10 protein-coding genes are annotated in these 21,667 nt (G+C 70.4%); all 10 read left to right on the top strand.

The genetic code is table 11. The features are described 5' to 3' along the window. The first annotated feature begins 64 nt into the window (after positions 1-64). The 10 genes from H9641_RS00090 to H9641_RS00045 all read left to right on the top strand — a co-directional run bounded on the left by H9641_RS00090 (position 65) and on the right by H9641_RS00045 (position 21,533). Positions 65-5,434: a ThuA domain-containing protein gene (locus H9641_RS00090; protein ID WP_318244289.1), complete on the top strand. Its 5,370-nt coding sequence runs from the start codon at positions 65-67 to the stop codon at positions 5,432-5,434. A 323-nt stretch (positions 5,435-5,757) separates the two neighbouring features. Next, positions 5,758-6,411 carry a hypothetical protein gene (locus H9641_RS00085; RefSeq protein ID WP_191799896.1) on the top strand — a complete coding sequence of 218 codons (654 nt, stop codon included), beginning with the start codon at positions 5,758-5,760 and terminating at the stop codon, positions 6,409-6,411. A 103-nt stretch (positions 6,412-6,514) separates the two neighbouring features. Further along, positions 6,515-7,519 carry a sugar phosphate isomerase/epimerase family protein gene (locus H9641_RS00080; RefSeq protein ID WP_191799894.1) on the top strand — a complete coding sequence of 335 codons (1,005 nt, stop codon included), beginning with the start codon at positions 6,515-6,517 and terminating at the stop codon, positions 7,517-7,519. Between the two features lie 234 nt (positions 7,520-7,753). Next, a complete protein-coding gene (locus tag H9641_RS00075; protein WP_191799892.1) occupies positions 7,754-9,016 on the top strand; it encodes a Gfo/Idh/MocA family protein in 1,263 nt (420 codons plus the stop codon). Beyond that, the gene (locus H9641_RS00070; RefSeq protein ID WP_191799890.1) at positions 9,013-10,671 is read left to right on the top strand and encodes a sugar ABC transporter ATP-binding protein; all 1,659 of its coding nucleotides are present in this window, start codon (positions 9,013-9,015) and stop codon (positions 10,669-10,671) included. Before H9641_RS00075 ends, H9641_RS00070 begins: the two co-directional genes overlap by 4 nt. Then, positions 10,668-11,807: an ABC transporter permease gene (locus H9641_RS00065; RefSeq protein ID WP_191799888.1), complete on the top strand. Its 1,140-nt coding sequence runs from the start codon at positions 10,668-10,670 to the stop codon at positions 11,805-11,807. The genes H9641_RS00070 and H9641_RS00065 overlap by 4 nt, the downstream gene beginning before the upstream one ends. Then, positions 11,804-12,922, top strand: coding sequence for an ABC transporter permease (locus H9641_RS00060; protein ID WP_191799886.1), 1,119 nt, complete (start codon positions 11,804-11,806; stop codon positions 12,920-12,922). Before H9641_RS00065 ends, H9641_RS00060 begins: the two co-directional genes overlap by 4 nt. A 106-nt stretch (positions 12,923-13,028) precedes the next feature. After that, positions 13,029-14,255 carry a substrate-binding domain-containing protein gene (locus H9641_RS00055; RefSeq protein ID WP_191799884.1) on the top strand — a complete coding sequence of 409 codons (1,227 nt, stop codon included), beginning with the start codon at positions 13,029-13,031 and terminating at the stop codon, positions 14,253-14,255. Positions 14,256-14,453: 198 nt separating this feature from the next. Further along, positions 14,454-15,317 carry a sugar phosphate isomerase/epimerase family protein gene (locus H9641_RS00050; protein WP_191799882.1) on the top strand — a complete coding sequence of 288 codons (864 nt, stop codon included), beginning with the start codon at positions 14,454-14,456 and terminating at the stop codon, positions 15,315-15,317. 216 nt (positions 15,318-15,533) lie between these two features. Further along, entirely contained in the window at positions 15,534-21,533 is a 6,000-nt protein-coding gene (locus tag H9641_RS00045) for a ThuA domain-containing protein (protein WP_225219762.1), read from the top strand. The last annotated feature ends 134 nt before the right edge of the window (positions 21,534-21,667 follow it).

Below are 21,667 nucleotides of genomic sequence, written 5' to 3'. Positions count from 1 at the left end.
GGCCCCGGGGGGGGCGGCTTGCCCCGCCACCCCCGGTGCCGCCCAGTCCGCCACCACGTCCGTCGTGGTGCCCCAGGAGGCCGCCGCGGCCCCCTTCGACGCGCTGATCTTCTCCAAGACCGCCGGGTTCCGGCACGACGCGATCCCGGCCGGCATCGCCGCGATCGAGAAGCTCGGGACCGAGAACGGCTTCACGGTCGACGTCACCGAGGACGCGGCCGCCTTCAACGACGAGAACCTCGCGCAGTACGAGGTCGTGATCTGGCTCTCGACCACGGGCGACGTGCTCAACACCGACCAGCAGGCCTCGTTCGAGCGGTACATCGCGAACGGCGGCGGCTACGCCGGCGTGCACGCGGCGTCCGACACCGAGTACGACTGGTCCTGGTACGGCGGCCTCGTGGGCGCCTACTTCTCGGGGCACCCGCAGAACCAGGACGCCACGATCAAGGTCGAGGACGGCGTCCACCCCTCGACCGCTCACCTGCCGTCCCGCTGGGACCGCCACGACGAGTGGTACAACTTCCGCACGAGCCCGCGAGACAAGGTCCACGTGCTCGCGAGCCTCGACGAGACCTCGTACGACGCGGGCAGCGCGAAGATGGGTTCTGACCATCCGATCGCGTGGTGCCAGACCTACGAGGGCGGCCGTTCCTGGTACACCGGCGGCGGGCACACCCAGGCCAGCTACACCGAGCCGGGATTCGTCGAGCACCTGCTGGGCGGCATCCAGACCGCCGCGGGCGTCGTCGACTCGGACTGCAACGCGACGCAGAGCGCGAGCTTCGAGCGCGTCGCGCTCGACGAGGACACGAGCAACCCCATGATGCTCGACGTCGCCCTCGACGGCACGGTGTTCTACGCCGAGCGTGACGGTCGCGTCCGCCGCATCGACCACGACGCCAACGTCACGACGACGGCGCTGAGCCTCAACGTGACGCAGGCCAACGAGGACGGGCTGCTGGGCCTGGTGCTCGACCCGGACTTCGCGACGAACGGCTGGCTCTACGCCTACTGGTCGCCCGCGAACGTGGGGTCGGACGGCCCGCACAACCGGATCTCGCGCTACACCTACGACACCGCGTCGAGGACGTTCGACCCCACGAGCGAGAAGAAGCTCCTGACCGTGACCACGCAGCGCGACACGTGCTGCCACGCGGGCGGGGACATGATCTTCGACGAGGACGGCAACCTGATCCTCGCGACGGGTGACAACACCAACCCGTTCGAGTCCGGTGGCTTCACGCCGACCGACGAGCGTCCCGGCCGCAAGAACTTCGACGCCCAGGGTTCCTCGGCGAACTCGAACGACCTGCGCGGCAAGGTCCTGCGCATCACACCCGAGGACGACGGCACGTACTCGATCCCCGAGGGCAACATGTTCGCCCCGGGCACGGACAGGACGCGGCCCGAGATCTACGCCATGGGCTTCCGCAACCCGTTCCGGATCGGTATCGACAACGCCTCCGGGAACGTCCTGGTCGGCGACTACGGTCCCGACTCGGGCTCGGCCGACCCCGCTCGCGGTCCCCGCGGCGCGGTCGAGTGGAACGTCGTGAGCGAGCCGGGCTTCTACGGCTGGCCGTACTGCACGGGCGCCAACACGTCGTACGTCGACTACAACTTCGCGACCGGCCAGTCCGGTGCGTCGTTCGACTGCGCGGCGGGCACGACCAACGACTCGCCGAACAACACGGGCATCCAGAAGCTCCCGGCCGCCATCGCCGCCGAGATCTGGTACACCGGCGCGGCCAACCCGCAGTTCCCCGAGATCGGTGGCGGCGGTGCGCCCATGGGCGGCCCCGTCTACGAGTTCGACCCCGAGCTCGACTCCGACGTGAAGTGGCCCGCGTACTGGGACGGCAAGGCGCTGTTCGGCGAGTGGAACCACGGCACGATGTTCTCGATCCAGCTCGACGGCGAGAAGCGTGACCAGATCGTCGACATCAACCGGATCATGCCGGGCGTGCTGGACCCGTCCAACGGGTTCGACCGCCCCATGGACTTCGACTTCGGTCCTGACGGCGCGCTGTACGTGATCGACTGGGGCTCGGGCTTCGGCGGCAACAACGACTCGAGCGCGGTCTACAAGGTCAACTACGTCCAGGGCGACCCGTCGCCGATCGCCCACGCCCGTGCGGACGTGACGAGCGGTGCGGCACCCCTGACGGTCGAGTTCTCCTCGGAGGGCACGCGTCACCCGTCGGGCGACCCGATCGCGCTCCAGTGGACGTTCGGCGACGGCTCCGCGCCCTCGACCGAGGCGAACCCGACCCACACCTACACCGCGAACGGCTCCTACACGGCCCAGCTCACCGCGACCGACAGCAACGGCAAGTTCGCCGTCGCCAACGTCACGGTGGTCGTCGGCAACCAGGCGCCCACGGTGAAGATCGAGTTCCCGGACAACGGCGGGTTCTTCGAGTGGGGCGACCAGGTCCGCTACCGGATCACGGTCGAGGACCCCGACGGCGACGTCGACTGCTCGTCGGTCGCGCTGCGCACCTCGCTCGGCCACGACTCGCACGCTCACCCCATGGAGGAGCTGTACGGCTGCGAGGGGGTCCTCCAGACCGCTCGCGACGAGGGTCACGGCATCGAGTCGAACATCTTCTGGGTCATCGAGGGTTCCTACACCGACGACGGCGGCGAGGCCGGCGTGCCCCTGACGGGCAACGCTCTCCAGGTGCTCCAGCCCAAGCGCGTCCAGTCGGAGTTCTACACCTCGACGGGTCGCGAGACCTCGATCGGGACCAGCGGCACCCCCGGCGTCCAGAAGGAGACCACCTCGGACTCCGCGGGCGGCGGTCAGAACCTGGGCTACATCGAGCCCGGTGACTGGTGGGCGCACGAGCCCGTGAGCCTGACGAACGTCGAGGCCATCAGCCTGCGCGTCGCCTCGCCCAACGCGAACGGCGTGGTCTCGCTGCGCTGGGACGCTCCGGACGGCCCGGAGATCGGCCGGATCACCGTGCCGAACACGGGGGACTGGCAGGTCTACCGCGACGTCTCGACGCCGCTCACGAACGTGCCGGAAGGCAGCGGGACGCTCTACTTCGTCCTGCTCTCGGGCGGCATCAACGTCAACTGGATGGACATCGACGGCCGCGGCGTCACGGACAACATCCGTCCCGACGTCGAGCTCGACGTGCCCACCCTGGTCGGCTCGGCCCCGCTGACGGTCACCGCGACCGCGACGGGTTCCGACCCCGACGGCGAGGCGTCCGACCTGGTCTACGCGTGGGACGACGGGCTGGGCGGCGGGTTCGTCGACGGCGGCCCCGAGTTCTCGCACACGTACACCGCGGCGGGCACCTACCGGCTGCAGGTCCGAGTGACCGACGCCGGCGGCGCCTACACGGTCAAGTACGTGAACATCAAGGTCAACGAGTCCGGTCCGGTCATGTGCTTCTCGGGCCGCTCGGACGACTTCACGGGCACCGCGGTGGACGAGGACCGCTGGTCCACGATCATCCGTCGCGACCAGAAGCTCGCGGTCACCGACGGTCACCTCGTGATCCCGGCGAGCAAGGCGGACTTCTACGGCCAGGGCGAGGGACCGGTGTCCAACATCGTCCTGCAGGACCTCCCGTCGGGCCCGTGGACGGCGACCACCAAGGTCACCTTCCCGGCGCGTGCCCAGTACCAGCAGGCCGGTCTGCTCCTGTGGGGCGACGGCGACAACTACGCCAAGATGGTGATCCAGGGCCGCGGGACCGGGGCGAACCCGAACTCGCGCGTCTTCCAGTTCATCCGCGAGGAGAACGGCGCACCCAACGAGGTGGCCGCGTCCAACGTGAACATCACGACGGACTTCCCGGACACGTTCTACGTGCGCTATACGAGCGACGGGTCCAACCTCAGGGCGTACTACTCGGCCGACGGCCTGGACTTCACGGCGATGTCCGAGACCAAGTCGCTGCACGGCCTCGTGAACCCGAAGATCGGGCTCGTGGCGTTCGCGAACGACGGCTCGGTGCCGGCCGTGGTCGACGCCAAGTTCGACTGGTTCCACATCACGCCGGACGACACGGCCACCGCGGCCGGGCCGGACGACGAGTTCGAGGGGACGTCGCTCGACGGCTGCCGCTGGAACAGCGTGGTCCGTCCGGACGCTTCGGGTCTGCGGGTCGCGGGGGGCAAGCTCGAGATCGACACGACCCCGACGGACATCTACGGCACGGGCAACACCGACGTGCCGAACATCGTCCTGCAGGACCAGCCCGCTGGTGACTGGACCGTCGAGACCAAGGTCGACGGCTCGACGTTCGACCAGCAGTACCAGCAGGGTGGTCTGATCCTCTACGGCGACGACGACAACTACGTCAAGCTGGACTTCATCACGAAGAACCAGCCGGGCGCGGCGGTCGACCGTGGGCTCGAGATGCGCAGCGAGGCCGGTGCCGCCGTCCTCAACCCGCAGCCCAACGTCAACAACCTCACGCAGGGCGTGTGGTGGTTGCGCCTGGCCAAGGTGGGCACGACCTACACGGGTTCGTACAGCGCCGACGGCGTGACGTGGACCGAGATGGCGGAGAAGGTCACCAACCCGGGGCTGGCGGACGCAAAGATCGGTCTGTACGCCCTGGGAGCCGGCCAACAGGCCTCCGCGACTGCGACGTTCGAGCACTTCCGCGTCGTGGGGCCCCAGGCCGAGCCGCTCACGGTGAGCGGGTCGCTCGACCCGGCCTCGCCGTCGGGCGCGAACGGCTGGTGGACCGGTCCGGTGACCGTCACGGTCGCCACCACGGGCGGTGCGGCAGGCCAGCAGGTCTACCGCGAGTACCAGCTCGACGGCGGCGCGTGGGCCGAGTACACGGCCCCCGTGGTCGTGGACGCACCGGGTGAGCACACGATCAAGGTGCGGGCCTCGGCCGGCTCCGAGAACGTGACGGGCGCCGACGTGGCGGTCAAGATCGACGGCGACGGACCGACCGCAGCGGCGACGCTGCGCGAGGACCGCACCGTGGAGATCACGGCCACGGACGACGTCTCGGGGATCGCGTCGGTCGAGTACTCGCTCGACGGCACGACCTGGGTCGCGTACGAGGCGCCGGTCGCCGTCGGCGACGCCGCGGCGACCCTCGCCTACCGGGCCACGGACGTGGCCGGGAACGTCACGGCCTCCTCGCTCGAGGTGCCGGCCGGTGAGCTGGTCCCCGCGACCGTCACGGCCGCACCGAAGTGCGTGGCGAACCGCGTGACGCTCGGCGTCACCGCGGTCAACACGGGCGACGCCCCGGTCACGATCGTGGTGCGCTCGGCCTACGGCACCAAGACCTTCACGGGGGTGGCGGCGGGCAAGTCCGCCCACCAGTCGTTCGCGACCCGTGCTGCGTCGATCGAGGCCGGTCAGGTCACCGTCACGGTGACCGACGCCGAGGGGAGGACCAGCACGTACACGATCGACCACGCCGCTGCGAGCTGCGGCTGACCGATCACCGGTGGGGCCGCGGTGAACCCCCGCCCCCCCCCCCCGGACGGGCGGGCGGAGGGGCCTCGCCCGACGTGTGGCGTCGACGACCCTTCGGCCGGGACGTCGGCACCATGGCCGAGGCTCGTCAGCACGTCTGGCACTTCCCCGTCGACGACGAGGACGTGCCGGCTCCCGGCACCGGAACCCGGTGCTCCGGCTGGTGCCGGGAGCCACCTACCGTACGACCAGCAGGACCAGCAGGACCAGCAGGACCAGCACCACCGCGCGGCCCGCCGGGCCGCGCAGCCCGACGCACGACCCCTTTCCTTCACGACGAGGTGATGAGCGACATGACTCAGCAGGCGAACCGGAGCTCCGGTCCGGACCGGACGCGTACCCCGCGCCCCCGCCCCTTCTCGCACGCGCTGCGTGCGGTCCTGGCAGGGGCCGTCCTGCTGCTCGCCTCGGTGCTTGGCGCGGCGCCGGCGAGCGCCCACGGCGGGGAGATCATCCTGTCGATCGGCGGTGACGGTGCCGGGGGCGTGTCGGTCAACGTGACGTACAAGACCGACGGGCACCCCGTCGAGGAGATCGTCGACGTCATGGTGACCGCGGTCTCCGCGGAGGGCACCGAGGTCGGTCCGATCCAGCTCTCCTCGGCCTCCGAGGGCGTCGGCTGGTACACGTCGGCCCCCGACGTCCTGAGCGAGGGCAACTGGACCGTGACCGCGACGACCACGACGCCCGTGGCGACGACCGCGACGACGCAGATCGACGTGGTCCCCCCGTCGGCCCCGCCCGCGCCCGCGGAGGACGGCGCCGACGGCGAGGTCGCCGCACAGGGCGACGAGGCCGCGTCGTCCGCTGCCGCGAGCGAGGACGAGGCGTCGGGCGTCCCGACGACCGCGATCGTCGTCGGCGTGGTCGTGCTGCTCGCTGCCGCCGGAGCCGTGCTGGTGCTCCGCCGTCGGGCCACGGCCGCCGAGCGCCCCTGAGACCTGGCGCGGCGGTGACCACCGCGCGCCGCACCACAGCCCACCCGGGTGCACGCCGCACACGGGCGCACCCGCAGCACGACGGAACGAAGGAGACACCGACATGGCACGACCGATCACCCTCTTCACCGGCCAGTGGGCCGACCTGCCTTTCGAGGAGGTCGTACGCCTCGCGTCCGGCTGGGGCTACGACGGCCTGGAGATCGCCTGCTGGGGCGACCACCTGGATCCCTGGCGCTGGGACGACGACGAGTACGTCGCGGGCAAGCTCGCGCTGCTCGAGGCGCACGGGCTCAAGGTCTACGCCATCTCGAACCACCTCAAGGGCCAGGCGGTGTGCGACGACCCGATCGACCAGCGTCACCGCGACATCCTCTCGGACCGCGTGTGGGGCGACGGCGCCCCCGAGGGCGTGCGTCAGCGCGCGGCCGAGGAGATGAAGAACACGGCGCGCCTGGCGGCCAGGCTGGGCGTCAAGACGGTCGTCGGCTTCACGGGGTCCTCGATCTGGAAGTACGTGGCGATGTTCCCGCCGGCGTCGCAGGACATGATCGACGCGGGCTACCAGGACTTCGCGGACCGCTGGAACCCGATCCTCGACGTGTTCGACGAGGTCGGGGTCCGTTTCGCGCACGAGGTCCACCCGAGCGAGATCGCGTACGACTACTGGACGACGGTCCGCACGCTCGAGGCGATCGGCCACCGCGAGGCGTTCGGGCTGAACTGGGACCCGAGCCACATGGTGTGGCAGGACCTGGACCCGGTCGGGTTCCTGTGGGACTTCCAGGACCGGATCTACCACGTGGACTGCAAGGACACCAAGAAGCGCATGCACAACGGCCGCAACGGCCGTCTGGGCTCGCACCTGGCCTGGGCCGACCCGCGCCGTGGCTGGGACTTCATCTCGACGGGTCACGGGGACGTCCCGTGGGAGGACAGCTTCCGGATGCTCAACAGCATCGGGTACGACGGTCCGATCTCGGTCGAGTGGGAGGACGCGGGCATGGACCGCCTCGTGGGTGCGCCCGAGGCCCTCGCGTTCGTCAAGCAGTACGCGTTCGAGGCTCCCGACGCGGCGTTCGACGCGGCGTTCTCGACCAAGGAGTAGCAGCAGGAAGCAGGCGCCGGAAGGGCGTCCTCCCACCGGGGAGGGCGCCCTTCCGGCGTGTCCGGGCGAGGGGCGACGGACCTGGCGGGGCACGTGCCGGCACGCGGTTCGTCACGGTTCAGCCGCGCGACAGTAGGCCTCGGCAATTGTTTAACCGATGGAGTTACCTAACGGTGACATCTAACATTCGGCTTTTGCTTGACGCTCGACATAAGTCCCCCTACGGTATGGGACATGCGAGCCGAAGAAGTCGCGCGAGACCACGGGGCTGTCACCGCCCCCGCCCCCAGGACGGAGCCGTCCTCCCTGAACGGCCGTGCCGTCGTGGGCACCGCGACCACCCCAGTTCTTGTCCACCCCGCGAGCGACCTGCTCCCGAGCCGACTGCCCGCCGCGGGCTACCGCGCCGGGATCATCGGGACCGGGTTCATCGGCGAGGTCCACGCCCGCGCGATCCGCACGGCCGGGGGAGACCTCGTCTCGGTCGCCGGCATCGACGCGCCGGGGGCGCGCGAGGCCGCCGCCGACCTCGGTGCCCTGGGGTACGCGGCCACGTCGCAGGAGCTCATCGACGACCCGGACATCGACGTGGTGCACATCTGCACCCCCAACTTCCTGCACGTACCGCTCGCCACGGCCGCGCTGGCCGCGGGCAAGCACGTGGTGTGCGAGAAGCCCCTCGCGATGGACCTCGAGGGCGCGATCGCGCTCGCCGGCCTCGCCGAGGAGGCCGCCGCCACCGACGGCCGCGTCGCCGTCGTACCCTTCGCCTACCGCTTCCACCCCATGGTCCGCGAGGCGCGCGCCCGGGTCCGCAGCGGCGCGGTCGGCACCATCAGCCTCGTGCACGGCTCCTACCTCCAGGACTGGCTCCTGCGGGCGAGCGACGACAACTGGCGCGTCGACCCCGCCCTGGGCGGCGCGAGCCGTGCGTTCGGTGACATCGGCTCGCACTTCTGCGACCTGCTCGAGTTCACGACGGGGCAGCGCATCGTGCGGCTCGTCGCGCAGACCGCGACGATCAACGCCGAGCGCACGGGCGCCGACGGCCGCCCCGCGGCGGTCCGCACCGAGGACGCCGTGACCCTGCAGTACGAGACCGACGGAGGAGCGCTCGGCTCGGCCGTCATCAGCCAGGTCTCGGCCGGGCGCAAGAACCGGCTCTTCCTCGAGATCTCGGGCTCCGAGTCGACCCTCGCGTTCGACCAGGAGGGCCCCGAGACCCTCTGGGAGGGCCGCCGCGACACGAGCCGCCTGCTCATCCGCGACCCCGAGGCGCTCACGCCCGAGGCCGCCCGCTACTCCCGGCTCCCCGCAGGACACCCGCAGGGATACCAGGACTGCTTCAACGCCCTCGTCGGCGACACCGCAGCGGCCATCAACGGGCAGACGCCCGACGGGCTGCCCACGTTCGCCGACGGGCTCCGGGCCGCGCGCCTCGCCGAGGCCGTCGCCCGATCCGCACGCACCGGCACCTGGGTGGAGGTAGGAGCATGACCGCATCGACGGCAGCAGGAGGCGCGAGCACCACGGGCGCGCCCATCCTGCAGCTGCGGGGCATCGGCAAGGTCTTCTTCGGCAACTCGGTCCTGCGCGGCATCGACCTCGACGTGCGGCCCGGTGAGGTCCACGCGCTCGTCGGGGAGAACGGCGCCGGCAAGTCCACGCTCATGAAGATCATCGCCGGGGTCCACAAGCCCGACTCGGGCACCATGGAGCTCGACGGGAAGCCCGTCGCGTTCGCCTCGCCCCTCGCGGCCCAGGCCGCCGGCGTCTCGACCGTCTTCCAGGAGTTCAACCTCCTGCCCGAGCGCACGGTCGCCGAGAACGTCTACCTCGGTCGTGAGCCCCGCCGGTTCGGGATCGTCGACGCCGGGCGCATGGCCCGCGACACCGACGCCCTGCTCGCGGACCTCGGCCTGCACGGCCTCGCGTCCTGGATGCGGGTCGGCTCGCTGTCCGTGGCCGAGCAGCAGATCGTGGAGATCGTCAAGGCCGTCTCCTACGACGCGCGCATCATCTCGATGGACGAGCCCACGGCAGCGCTCGCCGACCAGGAGGTCGAGCTCCTCTACGCGCTCGTCGCGCAGCTGAGGGCGCGCGGTGTCGCGATCCTCTACGTCTCGCACCGCCTCAAGGAGATCTTCGACCTCTGCGACACCATCACGGTGCTCAAGGACGGCGACTTCGTGCTGACGACCGCGACGGCCGACATCACCCCGGACCGCCTGGTGCGCACCATGGTCGGGCGCGAGTTCGCGGGCTACTACCCGGACAAGGACCCCGGCACGGTGCCCGGCGCGGTCAAGCTCGCGCTCGAGGGTGCGGGCAACACCCAGGTCGACGGGATCGACCTCGAGGTCCGAGCGGGCGAGATCGTCGCGCTCGCGGGCCTGCAGGGCAGCGGCCGCACCGAGATCGCGCACGGCGTGTTCGGTGTCGCTCCCTTCACGCGCGGCACGATCCTGCTCGACGGCAAGCCCGTCACGGTCTCCTCGGCCCGCGAGGCCGTCCGCCTGGGCCTGGCGCTCGTGACCGAGGACCGCAAGGCCGAGGGGCTCGCGCTCGAGCAGTCGATCTCCGCGAACGCGCGGCTCGTGCTCGACTCCGTGACCCCGGGGTCCTCCGACCGCCGCGCCAGGGCGATCCCCGGCATCCTCTCGTCCCTCGACCTGGTCTCGCGCTCCAAGGACGCCGAGGTCCAGTACCTCTCGGGTGGCAACCAGCAGAAGGTCGTCCTCGCCAAGTGGCTCGTGACCGACCCCTCGGTGATCGTGCTCGACGAGCCCACGCGAGGGATCGACGTCGGCGCCAAGCGTGCGGTCTACGACCTCATGCGCACCCTCACGGCGCGCGGGGTCGCGATCCTGCTCATCTCCTCGGAGCTCCCCGAGGTCGTCGCCATGGCCGACCGCATCCTCGTGATGCGCGACGGCCGCCTGGCCGGGGAGCTCCCCGCGGGCAGCGACGAGGAGACCATCATGGCGATGGCCACCGGGGCGGGGGACACCTCGGAGCACGTCGAGGTCGACCTCTCCGCCCTCGACGTACCCGTGGGCGACGCAGCCCGCGCACCCCAGTCCGTGCTGCCCGGCGGCGAGCCCGCCTCCCCACGGCACGCGCAGCGCGACACCACCCAGGAGGACCAATGAGCACCGCGGTGAGCACCGCCTCGCCCTCGACGGGGAGCGCGAAGTCGACCTCCGGCCCGCGCCGGCGCCGGCTCGGCTCGACGGGGATCGTCTACCTCGCCCTCGTCGGGATCCTCGTGATCTCGGCAGGACTGGTCGCGGCCCAGGGCGGCAACTTCTTCAGCCAGGGCAACCTGTTCTACCTGCTGTCGCAGACGAGCCTGCTGGGCTTCGTCGCGATCGGGCAGACGTTCGTGATCCTCTGCAAGTCGCTCGACCTGTCGGTCGGCTACGTCGTGGCCTGGTCCTCGCTCGTCGCCGCCACGACCATGGCCGGCGACCCGTCGCGCATCTGGCTCGGCGTGGTGGCGGCCCTGGCGGTCGCCGCGGGGGTCGGCCTGGTCAACGGCCTGGTGATCTCCAAGCTCCGCGTGAACTCGTTCATCGCGACGCTCGGCGTCGGCCTCATCATCAAGGGCTACCTCGACACCCAGTACAAGGGTCCGTCGGGCGAGATCCCCAAGGCGTTCCAGGGCTTCGGCTACACGCGGATCGGCCCGGTGCCGATCTCGGTCATCGTGCTCGCGGTGGTCATGGTGCTCGGCGTGGTCCTGCTGAACCGCACCCGCTCCGGGTACCACATGTTCGCGGTCGGCGGGAACATCGACGTCGCCCGGCTCTCGGGCATCCGCACCGACCGGTCGATCATCCTGGCCCACGTCCTGTGCTCGCTGTGCGCGGGCGTCGCGGGGCTCCTCATCGCCGCTCGTTTCGGCACGGGCAACGCCCTGGTCTACACCTACGGCTACGACCTCAACTCGATCGCGGCCGTCGTGCTCGGCGGGACCCTGCTCATGGGCGGGCGCGGATCGATCATGGGCACGATCGCGGGCGTCCTGATCCTCGCCTCGCTCGACACGGTGTTCAACGTCCTCGACGTCAGCCCGTTCTTCAAGGACGTCCTGCGCGGCGCGATCATCATCGCCGCGGTCGCCATGTACGCCCGCCGTCAGATCGACCCCGCGAGCAGCCGAGCGAGGTTCCGGGCACTGGCCCAGTCCGTCCGTCCCGGCGGCGCGCGGGACGGGCAGGCCCCTCCAGGCTCCTCGTCCGCGTCCGCCCCGTCCACCTCGTCCGGCAAGGAGGCCACCCGATGAGCGCGAGCACGTCCGCGACCACGCCGAGCGGCACCGGCACCGCCGGCGCACCGCAGCCGGGGCCCTCCGGCAACGGCTTCTCCCGCCTGGTGCAGCGCGCCACGTCCGGCAGCTCCTGGACCGTCTACGCCCTGCTGATCGTCGTCTTCGTCGCGATCCTCGTCATGAACCCGTCGTTCGGCGAGCCCATGTCGCTCATGGCCTTCCTCAAGAAGGCGGCACCGCTGATCGTCCTGGCGATCGGTCAGTACTTCGTGATCGTCTCCGGTGAGTTCGACCTCTCGGTCGGGTCGCTCGTGGGGGCCCAGGTCGTCATCGCGGCCAAGCTCATCGACGGCGAGGAGTCCATGACCTGGCCCGTGATCGGTCTGATGGTCCTCTTCGGTCTGGGGGTCGGGCTGATCAACGGCCTCATCGTCACGCTGCTCAAGGTCCCGTCGTTCATCACGACGCTCGGCATGATGCTCGTCCTGTACGGGGCGATCCGGCTCTGGACCGGTGGGGCGCCCACGGGCTCCCTGACCGAGGGCTTCCGCCAGTGGGGGCGCGGCGGCTTCCCGGACACGCCCGGTCAGTTCCAGGTGCCGTACGCGGTGCTCATCACGCTCGTCCTCGGCGTCGTGGCCGTGATCATCATGCGGCGCCCCTACGGGCGCACCCTCGTCGCGACGGGCGACAACGACGTGGCTGCCGCCTTCTCCGGCGCCTCGGTCTGGTGGGTGCGCACGCGCGCCTTCCTGTTCTCGGGCTTCATGGCCACGGTCGCGGGCATCCTCATCGGCGGCTACGCCGGCGTGACGGCCCAGGTCGGCGACGGGCTCGAGTTCATGGCCATCACGGCGGTCGTCCTGGGTGGCGTGGTCCTGGGCGGCGGTCGCGGGTCGGTCGTCGCGGCCATGGCCGGCGCGCTGACCCTCGAGGCGCTGTTCACGCTCTTCAACCAGCTCAGCCTGCCGTCGACGATCCGTCCCGCGGTCCAGGGCGTGATCATCATCGCGGCCGTCGCCTACGCCGCGATGCCGCGCAGGTCCAAGGCAGCCCCGAGCTCCCCGACCACCCCGGCAGGGGTCCCCGAACCCACCGTCCCCAAGGAGCCCCAGCCAGCAGCACCCTAGACCTCCGGCCACCCCCCGGAACGCCACACAGATCCGTCCCCGACAGGCCGTCGCACCCGCTGCGACGGCAGGACAAAGAAGTCTCTCGATCATCAGGAGAAGGAACATGCGACGCTCTCGAGTTCTCATGGCAGGAGCCGCGACCGCGGCACTGCTGTTCACCGCTGCGTGCACCACCGACGCGCCCGCCGACACCCCGGACGCGGGTGCCGCGGCCACCGAGGAGTCCACGGAGGAGTCCGACGAGTCCGGTGCGAACAGCCAGTGGTTCGTGCAGGCCGACTACGAGCGCCAGCTCGCGCAGCGTTCGGCGGTGCCCGAGGGGCCGGGCGAGCAGCCGTGGCTGCAGGCGATCGACCCCGAGTACGTGGACACCGCGCAGTACGCGAAGGAGGGGGGCAAGAAGCTCTGCTTCTCCAACGCCTCGGTCTCCAACCCGTGGCGTGTCACGGGCTTCATCACGATGCAGCAGCAGGTCGAGGTCCTCAAGGCCTCGGGCGACATCTCGGAGTTCCGCGTCTCGGACGCGGCCGACGACGACAACAAGCAGATCTCCGACATCCAGGCGTTCGTCGAGGCCGGTGACTGCGACGCGATCATCATCTCGCCCTCGACCACCGCGACCCTGACCCCGGCGGTCGAGGCGGCGTGCGAGAGCGGCAAGCCCGTCATCGTGTTCGACCGTGGCGTCAACTCCGACTGCATGGTGACCTACATCCACCCGATCGGTGGCTACGCCTACGGCGCCGACGGCGCCGAGTTCCTGGTCGAGAACCTCGAGCCCGGCTCCAAGGTCCTCGCCCTGCGCATCCTGCCCGGTGTCGACGTGCTCGAGAACCGCTGGGCCGCGGCGGACAAGATCTTCTCCGAGAGCGAGATCGAGGTCGTGGGCCAGGAGTTCACCGGTGGTGACGGCGCCAAGATCAAGGACATCGTGACGCAGTACCTGCAGCGCGGTGACGTGGACGGCATCTGGATGGACGCCGGTGACGGCGCCGTCGCAGCGGTCGAGGCGTTCGAGGACGCCGGCAAGCCCTACCCCGTGTTCATGGGCGAGGACGAGCTGAGCTTCATGCGCAAGTGGCAGGAGACGGACATGACCGCCCTGGGCGCCGTGTACTCCAACTTCCAGTGGCGCACCCCGATCCTCGCGGCCCAGAAGATCTGGAACGGCGAGCAGGTCCCGGCCGAGTGGGTCCTCCCGCAGTCGCCCATCACGGGCGAGGACCTGGAGTTCTACCTCGACGCCAACAAGGACATGCCGTCGCTGCACTACGCCAAGTTCGGTGGCGAGGACCTGCCCGGGTTCCCGACCGCCTGGACCGACCGCTGATCTCGGCACCGGTCCGACCGCACGACCGGTAGGCCTGCGGTCCGGCCCCTTGACCAGCTCGAGGGGCCGGGCACGGCCCACCGGAGCACGACCGCACGTTCCACCCACGGTGCCCGACGACGCAGCCCGCCCTCCGCGCGAGGGCGAGCTCCGGCGTCGGGCACCCGGGTGACGCACCCGCCGACGAAAGAGAGCACCGTGGCTCGTACGCGCCCCCTCGGGGTCAACACCTGGGTGTGGACCTCGCCCCTGACCGACGCCTCCCTCCGCGAGATCGCTCCGCGCGTCGCCGGGTGGGGATTCGACGTCCTCGAGCTGCCCGTCGAGGACGTGACCGACTGGAACCCGCAGCAGGCCGCGCGAGTGCTCGCGGACCACGGCCTCGGGGCCTCGGTGTCCCTCGTCATGGGCCCCGGCCGCGAGCTCGTCACGGCCGACGCCGGCACGGTCCGCCGGACCCAGGACTACCTGCGCCAGGTCGTCGACATGGCGCGCACCGTGGGTGCGGGCGTGATCGGCGGGCCCGCGTACGCGTCCGTCGGGCGCACCTGGCGGATGACCCCCGGCCAGCGTGAGGCGGCCTACGCCGAGCTGGTCGAGCACCTCGCCCCCGTCGTGGACCACGCGATGGCCGCGGGCGTGCGGATCGGCCTCGAGCCGCTCAACCGCTACGAGACGAGCCTCGTCAACACGGTCGACCAGGGCCTCGCGGTCGTCGCACCGCTGCCGTCGGCCGGGATCGGGCTGATGCTCGACATCTACCACATGAACATCGAGGAGACGGACCTGGCCGCCGCGGTGACGCGCGCCGGGGACCGGATCGCGCACGTGCAGGTCTGCGGCAACGACCGCGGGGCACCCGGCAGCGACCACCTCGACTGGCCCGCGTTCCTCGGCGCGCTCGACCGGGTGGGCTACGACGGCTCCCTGTGCATCGAGTCGTTCACCGCCGACAACGCGACCATCGCGACGGCCGCCTCCATCTGGCGTCCGCTCGCCCCCACCCAGGACGCCATCGCCGTCGATGGCCTGGACTTCCTGAAAGGACTGATGCGCGGCTGATCGATCGGTAGGAATCACCGACGGCGCCGGCACGCCGTGGGACGACGTATCTCTTCACAGCACGTGCGCCCCGTTCACCGACGAGCGGGGCACGCAAACCACGTGCCGACTGCCCTGGAGGCAAGACACATGAAGGCTGCGCGACTTCCCCTGCGGGGAAGAGCCGTCGCGGCACTGACCATCGGAGCACTGGCGTTCACCCTCGCGCCCGTGACCATGGCAGCTGCCCACGACGGACCACACGAACCCGGTGACGACCGCAAGGTCCTCATCTTCACCAAGACGACCCAGTTCCGGCACTCCGAGGCGATCACGCAGGGCACCCCCGTGCTCGAGGCCGCGTTCGCCGACGTCGGTATCGCGTCCGACCACACCGAGGACTCCTCGGTCTTCACCGACGCGGGCCTGGCGGAGTACGACGCGCTCGTGATGTTCCAGACGTCGGGCGACCCGTGGAACGCCGACCAGAAGGCCGCGCTCGAGCGCTACCAGCAGGCGGGCGGCGGGATCGTCGCGATCCACAACGCGACCGACATGCGCGGGAACTACGGCTGGTGGGACGACATGATCGGGGCGCTCATGCCCGGTCACGCGGCCACGGGCAACAGCCCCGGCCTGCCCGGCACGGTCCGCGTCGAGGACCGTGTCCACCCCTCGACCAGCCACCTCGACCAGCGCTGGAACCGCGCGGACGAGTGGTACAACTACTCGGCCAACGTCCGCGGCAGCGCCCACGTGCTCGCCACGATGGACGAGTCGACCTACGACGCCGGCGGCAACAAGATGGGCGCCGACCACCCGATCTCGTGGTGCAAGCCCTACGACGGCGGCCGCGCCTGGATGACCGGCATGGGCCACTTCGGTGCGCACTTCACCGGCGAGCCGGACCTGGTCCAGCACATCGTGGGCGGCGTGCAGTGGGCGTCCGGACAGGTCGCGGGCGACTGCGGCGGCACCGACTGGGGCCAGTTCGAGAAGGTCGCGCTCGACACGAACACGAGCGCACCGTTCGGCATGGACGTCGCCCCCGACGGCCGCGTGTTCTTCACCGAGCTCGTGCGCGGTCAGATCCGCGTCTACGACCCGCGCACCCAGAACACCTCGACCGCGATCACCATCCCCGTGTACTCCGGCGGTGAGGACGGCCTGCTGGGCATCGCGCTCGACAAGGACTTCGCGACCAACGGGTACCTGTACCAGTACTACTCGCCGGCCAGCGCCAACGACTCCGACCCGGCGAACTTCTTCAACCGGATCTCGCGCTTCACTGTGACCGACGGCGGTCCCGGTGGCACCGTGATCGACCCGGCGTCGGAGAAGGTCCTCATCGAGGTCCCGGCCGGGCGTCTGCCCGACGAGCCGGGCCACACCGGTGGCAGCCTGATCTTCGACGACCGCACCGGTGACCTGTACATCGGCGTGGGCGACGACGTGAACCCGCACTCCGAGCCCTCGGGCGGCTACGCGCCGATCTCCGAGCGCCCGGGGCAGCAGCACGACGCCCGCGCGACGTCGGCCAACACCAACGACCTGCGCGGCAAGGTGCTCCGCATCCACCCCGAGGCCGACGGCACGTACACGATCCCCGAGGGCAACCTGTTCGCCCCGGGCACCGAGAAGACGCTGCCCGAGATCTACGCCATGGGCTTCCGCAACCCGTTCCGGTTCACGATCGACCCCGCCACGGGCAACCTCGGCGTGGCCGACTACTCGCCCGACAACGGTTCCGACAACCTCGCGAACCGCGGCCCTGCGGGCATCGCCGAGTGGAACTACATCCAGGAGCCGGGCTTCTTCGGCTGGCCCCTGTGCATGGGCAAGAACGAGCCCTTCCGTGACGTCGACTACCGCACCAACCCGGTCACGGTCGGCGCCTTCTTCGACTGCGCCAACCCGGTCAACGACTCGATCCTCAACACGGGTCTGACGCAGCTCCCGCCGGCCCAGCCCGCGGACATGTACTACGGCTACCAGCGCACCTCGGCCCCCGGCGTCATCAACGCCGGTGGCGGTCTCGCACCCATGGGTGGTCCGTTCTACAGCTACGACGCCGACCTCGTGTCGGACACCAAGTTCCCCGAGTACTACGACGGCAAGCCCTTCTTCTACGAGTGGGCGCGCAACAAGATGTACTCGATCGACCTCAAGAACCCCGGCGCCACGGGGCCCGGCGACTCAGCGGTCGAGAAGGTCAACCCCTTCCTGTCGAACGAGCAGTTCCTCGCTCCGATCGACTCGACGTTCGGCCCCGAGGGCGCGCTCTACGTGCTCGACTGGGGCGGCGGCTTCGGCCGTGACAACCCGAACTCGGGCCTGCACCGCATCGACTACATCTCCGGTTCGCGCTCCCCGGTGGCCAAGCCGGCCGCCACGCCGGACTCGGGCACGGCCCCGCTGACCGTCGCGTTCGACGGCTCGGCGAGCACGGACCCCGAGAACGAGGCGCTCACGTACGCGTGGGACTTCGACGGTGACGGCACGACGGACTCGACCGAGGCCAAGCCGACCCACACCTACACCGAGAACGGCGTGTTCGACGCCCGCCTCACGGTCAAGGACCCCTCGGGCAAGGTCGGTACCGCCACGGCGCCGATCACGGTGGGCAACACGCGCCCCGAGGTCGACTTCAACCTGCCGCCGACCGGGTCGTTCTTCGACTTCGGCGACCGGATCGACTGGGACGTCTCGGTCACCGACGCCGAGGACGCCTCGATCGTCGACGAGAACGTCATCATCCAGCCGGCCCTCGGCCACGACGCGCACGCGCACCCGTCCGAGCCGCTCCACGGCACGACGGGCTCGGTCGAGACCGGCCTGGGCGGTGGCCACGGCGAGGACATGAACGTCTTCTACGTGCTCGACGCCCGCTACACCGACGGCGGCGGCGAGGGCGGCGTGCCCGCGCTGACCGGCTCCGACACGACGCTGGTGTTCGGCAAGAAGCGTGAGGCCGAGTTCCAGACGGCCTCGCAGGGCACGACCCAGCTCCCGAGCCGGGACGTCGAGGGCGGCGGTTCGGTCATCACGGGCAAGGACGGGGCCTGGTCCTCGTACGACCCGTTCAACCTCCACCAGATCAGTGCGCTTTCGCTGCGCGTCTCGGCAGCCCAGGCGGGCACCGTCGAGCTGCGTCGTGACGCTCCCGACGGCGAGCTCCTCGCCACGGCCTCCGTCCCGGAGACCGGCCTGGGGACCTTCACCGACGTGCGCGTCGACGTGGCGGACCCGGGCGAGAGCTTCACCCTGTACGTCGTGTTCCCCGGTGCGGGCGAGCGTCGCCTGAACTTCATCGAGGCGCACGGCAAGGGCATCTCGGCCACGACCCGTCCCGAGGTCGTCGTGACCGCTCCCGAGGCGGGCGTCCAGCTCGAGCAGGGTGCGATCACGGTCTCGGCCGACGCGACGGACGCCGAGAACACCGTCACGCAGGTCGAGTTCTTCGTGAACGGCCAGTCGATCGGCACGGACACGTCCGCGCCGTACACGACGACGTGGAACGTGACGGCGGACAACTACTACAAGCTGACCGCGGTCGCCACGAACGACAAGGGCCTCACCACGAAGTCCCGCATCGTCATGGCGCAGGTCGGTGACCTGTTCGCCGGCATGAAGACCTACACCAACGCGAACGGCACGTTCGAGCAGCTGTCCGAGGGCAAGTACCTCGTGACCTCTGCGGGCGCCAACATGTGGCAGGGCACCGACGAGTACTCGGCCATCTACAAGGAGGCCGGTGCGGACGAGAAGTGGTCCGCGACGGTCAAGGTCAACAGCCAGGGCAACTCCAACGGGTCCGCCAAGGCGGGCCTGATCGTCCGCAACGACGTGACGCAGCCGGGCAAGTCGCCGGGCTACGCGGCCCTCGGCATCCGTCCGAACGGTGGCTTCGAGTGGCTGCGCGGCAACGCCGCGGGGCAGCTCGTGACGTCGTCCGCGGCGAGCTCGACGAGCTACCCCGCGTGGGTGCGGATCGAGCGTGACGGCGACCTGTACACGGCGTCGTGGAGCAAGGACGGCGAGAACTTCACCCAGATCGGCGACCCGGTGTCCCTGCCGGGTGCGGCGTCGGTCCAGGACGTCGGCCTGTTCGTGACGGCGCACAGCTCGAGCACGAGCGCGGTCGAGTTCCAGGACTTCACGTTCGACGACGACCCGGTCGACCCGACCGAGCCGGGTACGGGCACGCCGCCGCAGTGCGCGGCGCAGAAGTCCGACGAGTTCGACGCCGCGTCGATCAACACCGGTCGCTGGACCGTGGTGCGCACCGCGCCCGGGAAGTCGATCACGGTCGCGGACGGCAAGGCGGTCCTGCCCGTCGTCCAGGGCGACATCAACGAGGCGGTCCCGGGCCCGATCAGCTACCTGGGTCAGCCGGCACCTGCCGGGGCGTGGGAGATCCAGACCAAGGTCGAGGTCCCGCTCGCACGGCACTGGCAGCACGCGGGTCTCCTCGTGCACGTGAACGACAACGAGTACACCAAGTTCGCGTTCACGAAGAACCAGAACGGCAACCGCTTCCTGGAGTTCCAGACCGAGACCGGCGGTGCGCGCACGTGGCACGGCCAGACGAACGTCGCCGCGAACTTCCCGTCGTCGGTGTACCTCAAGCTGACCTCGACGGGTACGGCCATCACGGCCGCGTACTCGGCGGACGGCCAGACGTGGACCGCGATCGCGGGCTCTGCCCCGGTCAAGGCGAACGCGACCTTCGGCGTCATCGCCGCGGGCGACACGGGCACGGCCGACTCGGTCGCGCTGGTCGACTGGTTCAAGGTCACGCCGGACTCGACGGACGGACCTGACGATGGAACGCGGGTTCCTTCTGACGAGTTCGACGGCACCTCGCTCGACGGCTGCCGCTGGAACAACGTGGTCCGCTACGACGCCTCGAAGGTCGAGGTCGCCGGTGGCGAGCTGCGCATCACCACGCAGCCGGGTGACATCAACAACAACAACCCGGTCAGCCCGCGCAACTTCGTGCTCCAGGCCGCCCCCGAGGGCGACTGGGTCGCGGAGACCCGCTTCAAGGCTCCGCTGCTGCACCGTTGGCAGTACGCGGGCCTGATGGCGTACGGCGACGACGACAACTACGTCAAGCTCGACGTGGTCGCCAAGAACCAGCCGGGCACCCCGCTGAACCTGGGTGCCGAGCTCGCGTCGGAGAAGAACGCGGCCTCGAGCGGCGGCAACCGCCAGCTCGAGATCGCCGACACCACCGAGTCGGGCTACTGGTACCTGCGCATGGAGAAGGTGGGCAACACCTACCAGGGCTGGGTCAGCGACGGCGGCGTGAACTGGACGTCCCTCGGGGCGCCCGTCACGAACGACGCGGCACTGACGTCCTTCGGTCTCGTGGCCATCGGCCCCGAGCAGGAGGTCCCGGTCAAGGTGGCGTTCGACTGGTTCCACGTCACCACGGGTGACGAGGACACGCAGGCGCCGGTCGTGACCGTCGCCCAGGACCCGGCGGCCGGCGCGTCCGGCTGGAACACCGGGGCCGTGACGGTCTCCGCGACGGCCACCGACGACGTCTCGCAGGCGCCGTCGATCGAGGTCAAGGTCGCCGACGGCGCCTGGGCCCCGTACACGGCCGGCGTGGCGCTCACGACGGACGGGGAGCACACGCTCGCCTTCCGGGCGTCCGACGAGGCGGGCAACGTCTCCGAGGAGGTCGCTCACGTGGTCAAGATCGACGCCACGGTGCCGACGGCCACGGCCGAGCTCGCCGAGCGCACGGTGACCCTCGCGGGTGCCGACGCAGGTTCGGGCGTCGCGCGGGTCGAGTACCGTCTCGCCGACACGGCCGAGGGCGAGTGGCTCACGTACGGCGAGCCGGTCGTGGTCGGGGACGGGGCCGTCGAGGTCTTGTACCGCGCGGTCGACGTCGCCGGGAACGTGAGCGAGCCGCTCACCCTCTCGGTGCCCGCGGTCGAGGGTGGTGTCTCGGCCGAGGTCGTGGCCAAGACCCAGTGCACCGCGGGCAAGGTGCTCGTCAACGTGCGGGTCGTCAACACCGACGACGCGCCCGCGACGATCAAGGTGAGCACGCCGTTCGGGACGAAGACCTTCACGGGTGTCGCTCCGGGCAAGTCCGCGTCGCAGACGTTCAGCTCGCGTCTCGGGGCGATCGAGGCGGGTTCCGTCACGGTCACCACGACGATCGGGGACCGGACGTCGACGTACACGGTCGACCACGCGGCTGCCTCCTGCAGCTGATGCACGAGCGGCAGGCGTCGCCCCCTCGGGGGCGGCGCCTGCCGCGCACGTCGTCCCGCCGTGACGGGCCCGACGGCGTACGGCTCTGACAGCGCTTCCCTGCCGGGTCTCCCGGCAGGCCTCTTCCGTTCACC

It is taken from the genome of Oerskovia merdavium (assembly GCF_014836755.1).
GTDB classification, from domain to species: Bacteria; Actinomycetota; Actinomycetes; order Actinomycetales; family Cellulomonadaceae; genus Oerskovia; species Oerskovia merdavium.
The sequence above is the reverse complement of the archived record's forward strand: the minus strand, read 5'-3'. Positions and strand labels throughout refer to the sequence as shown.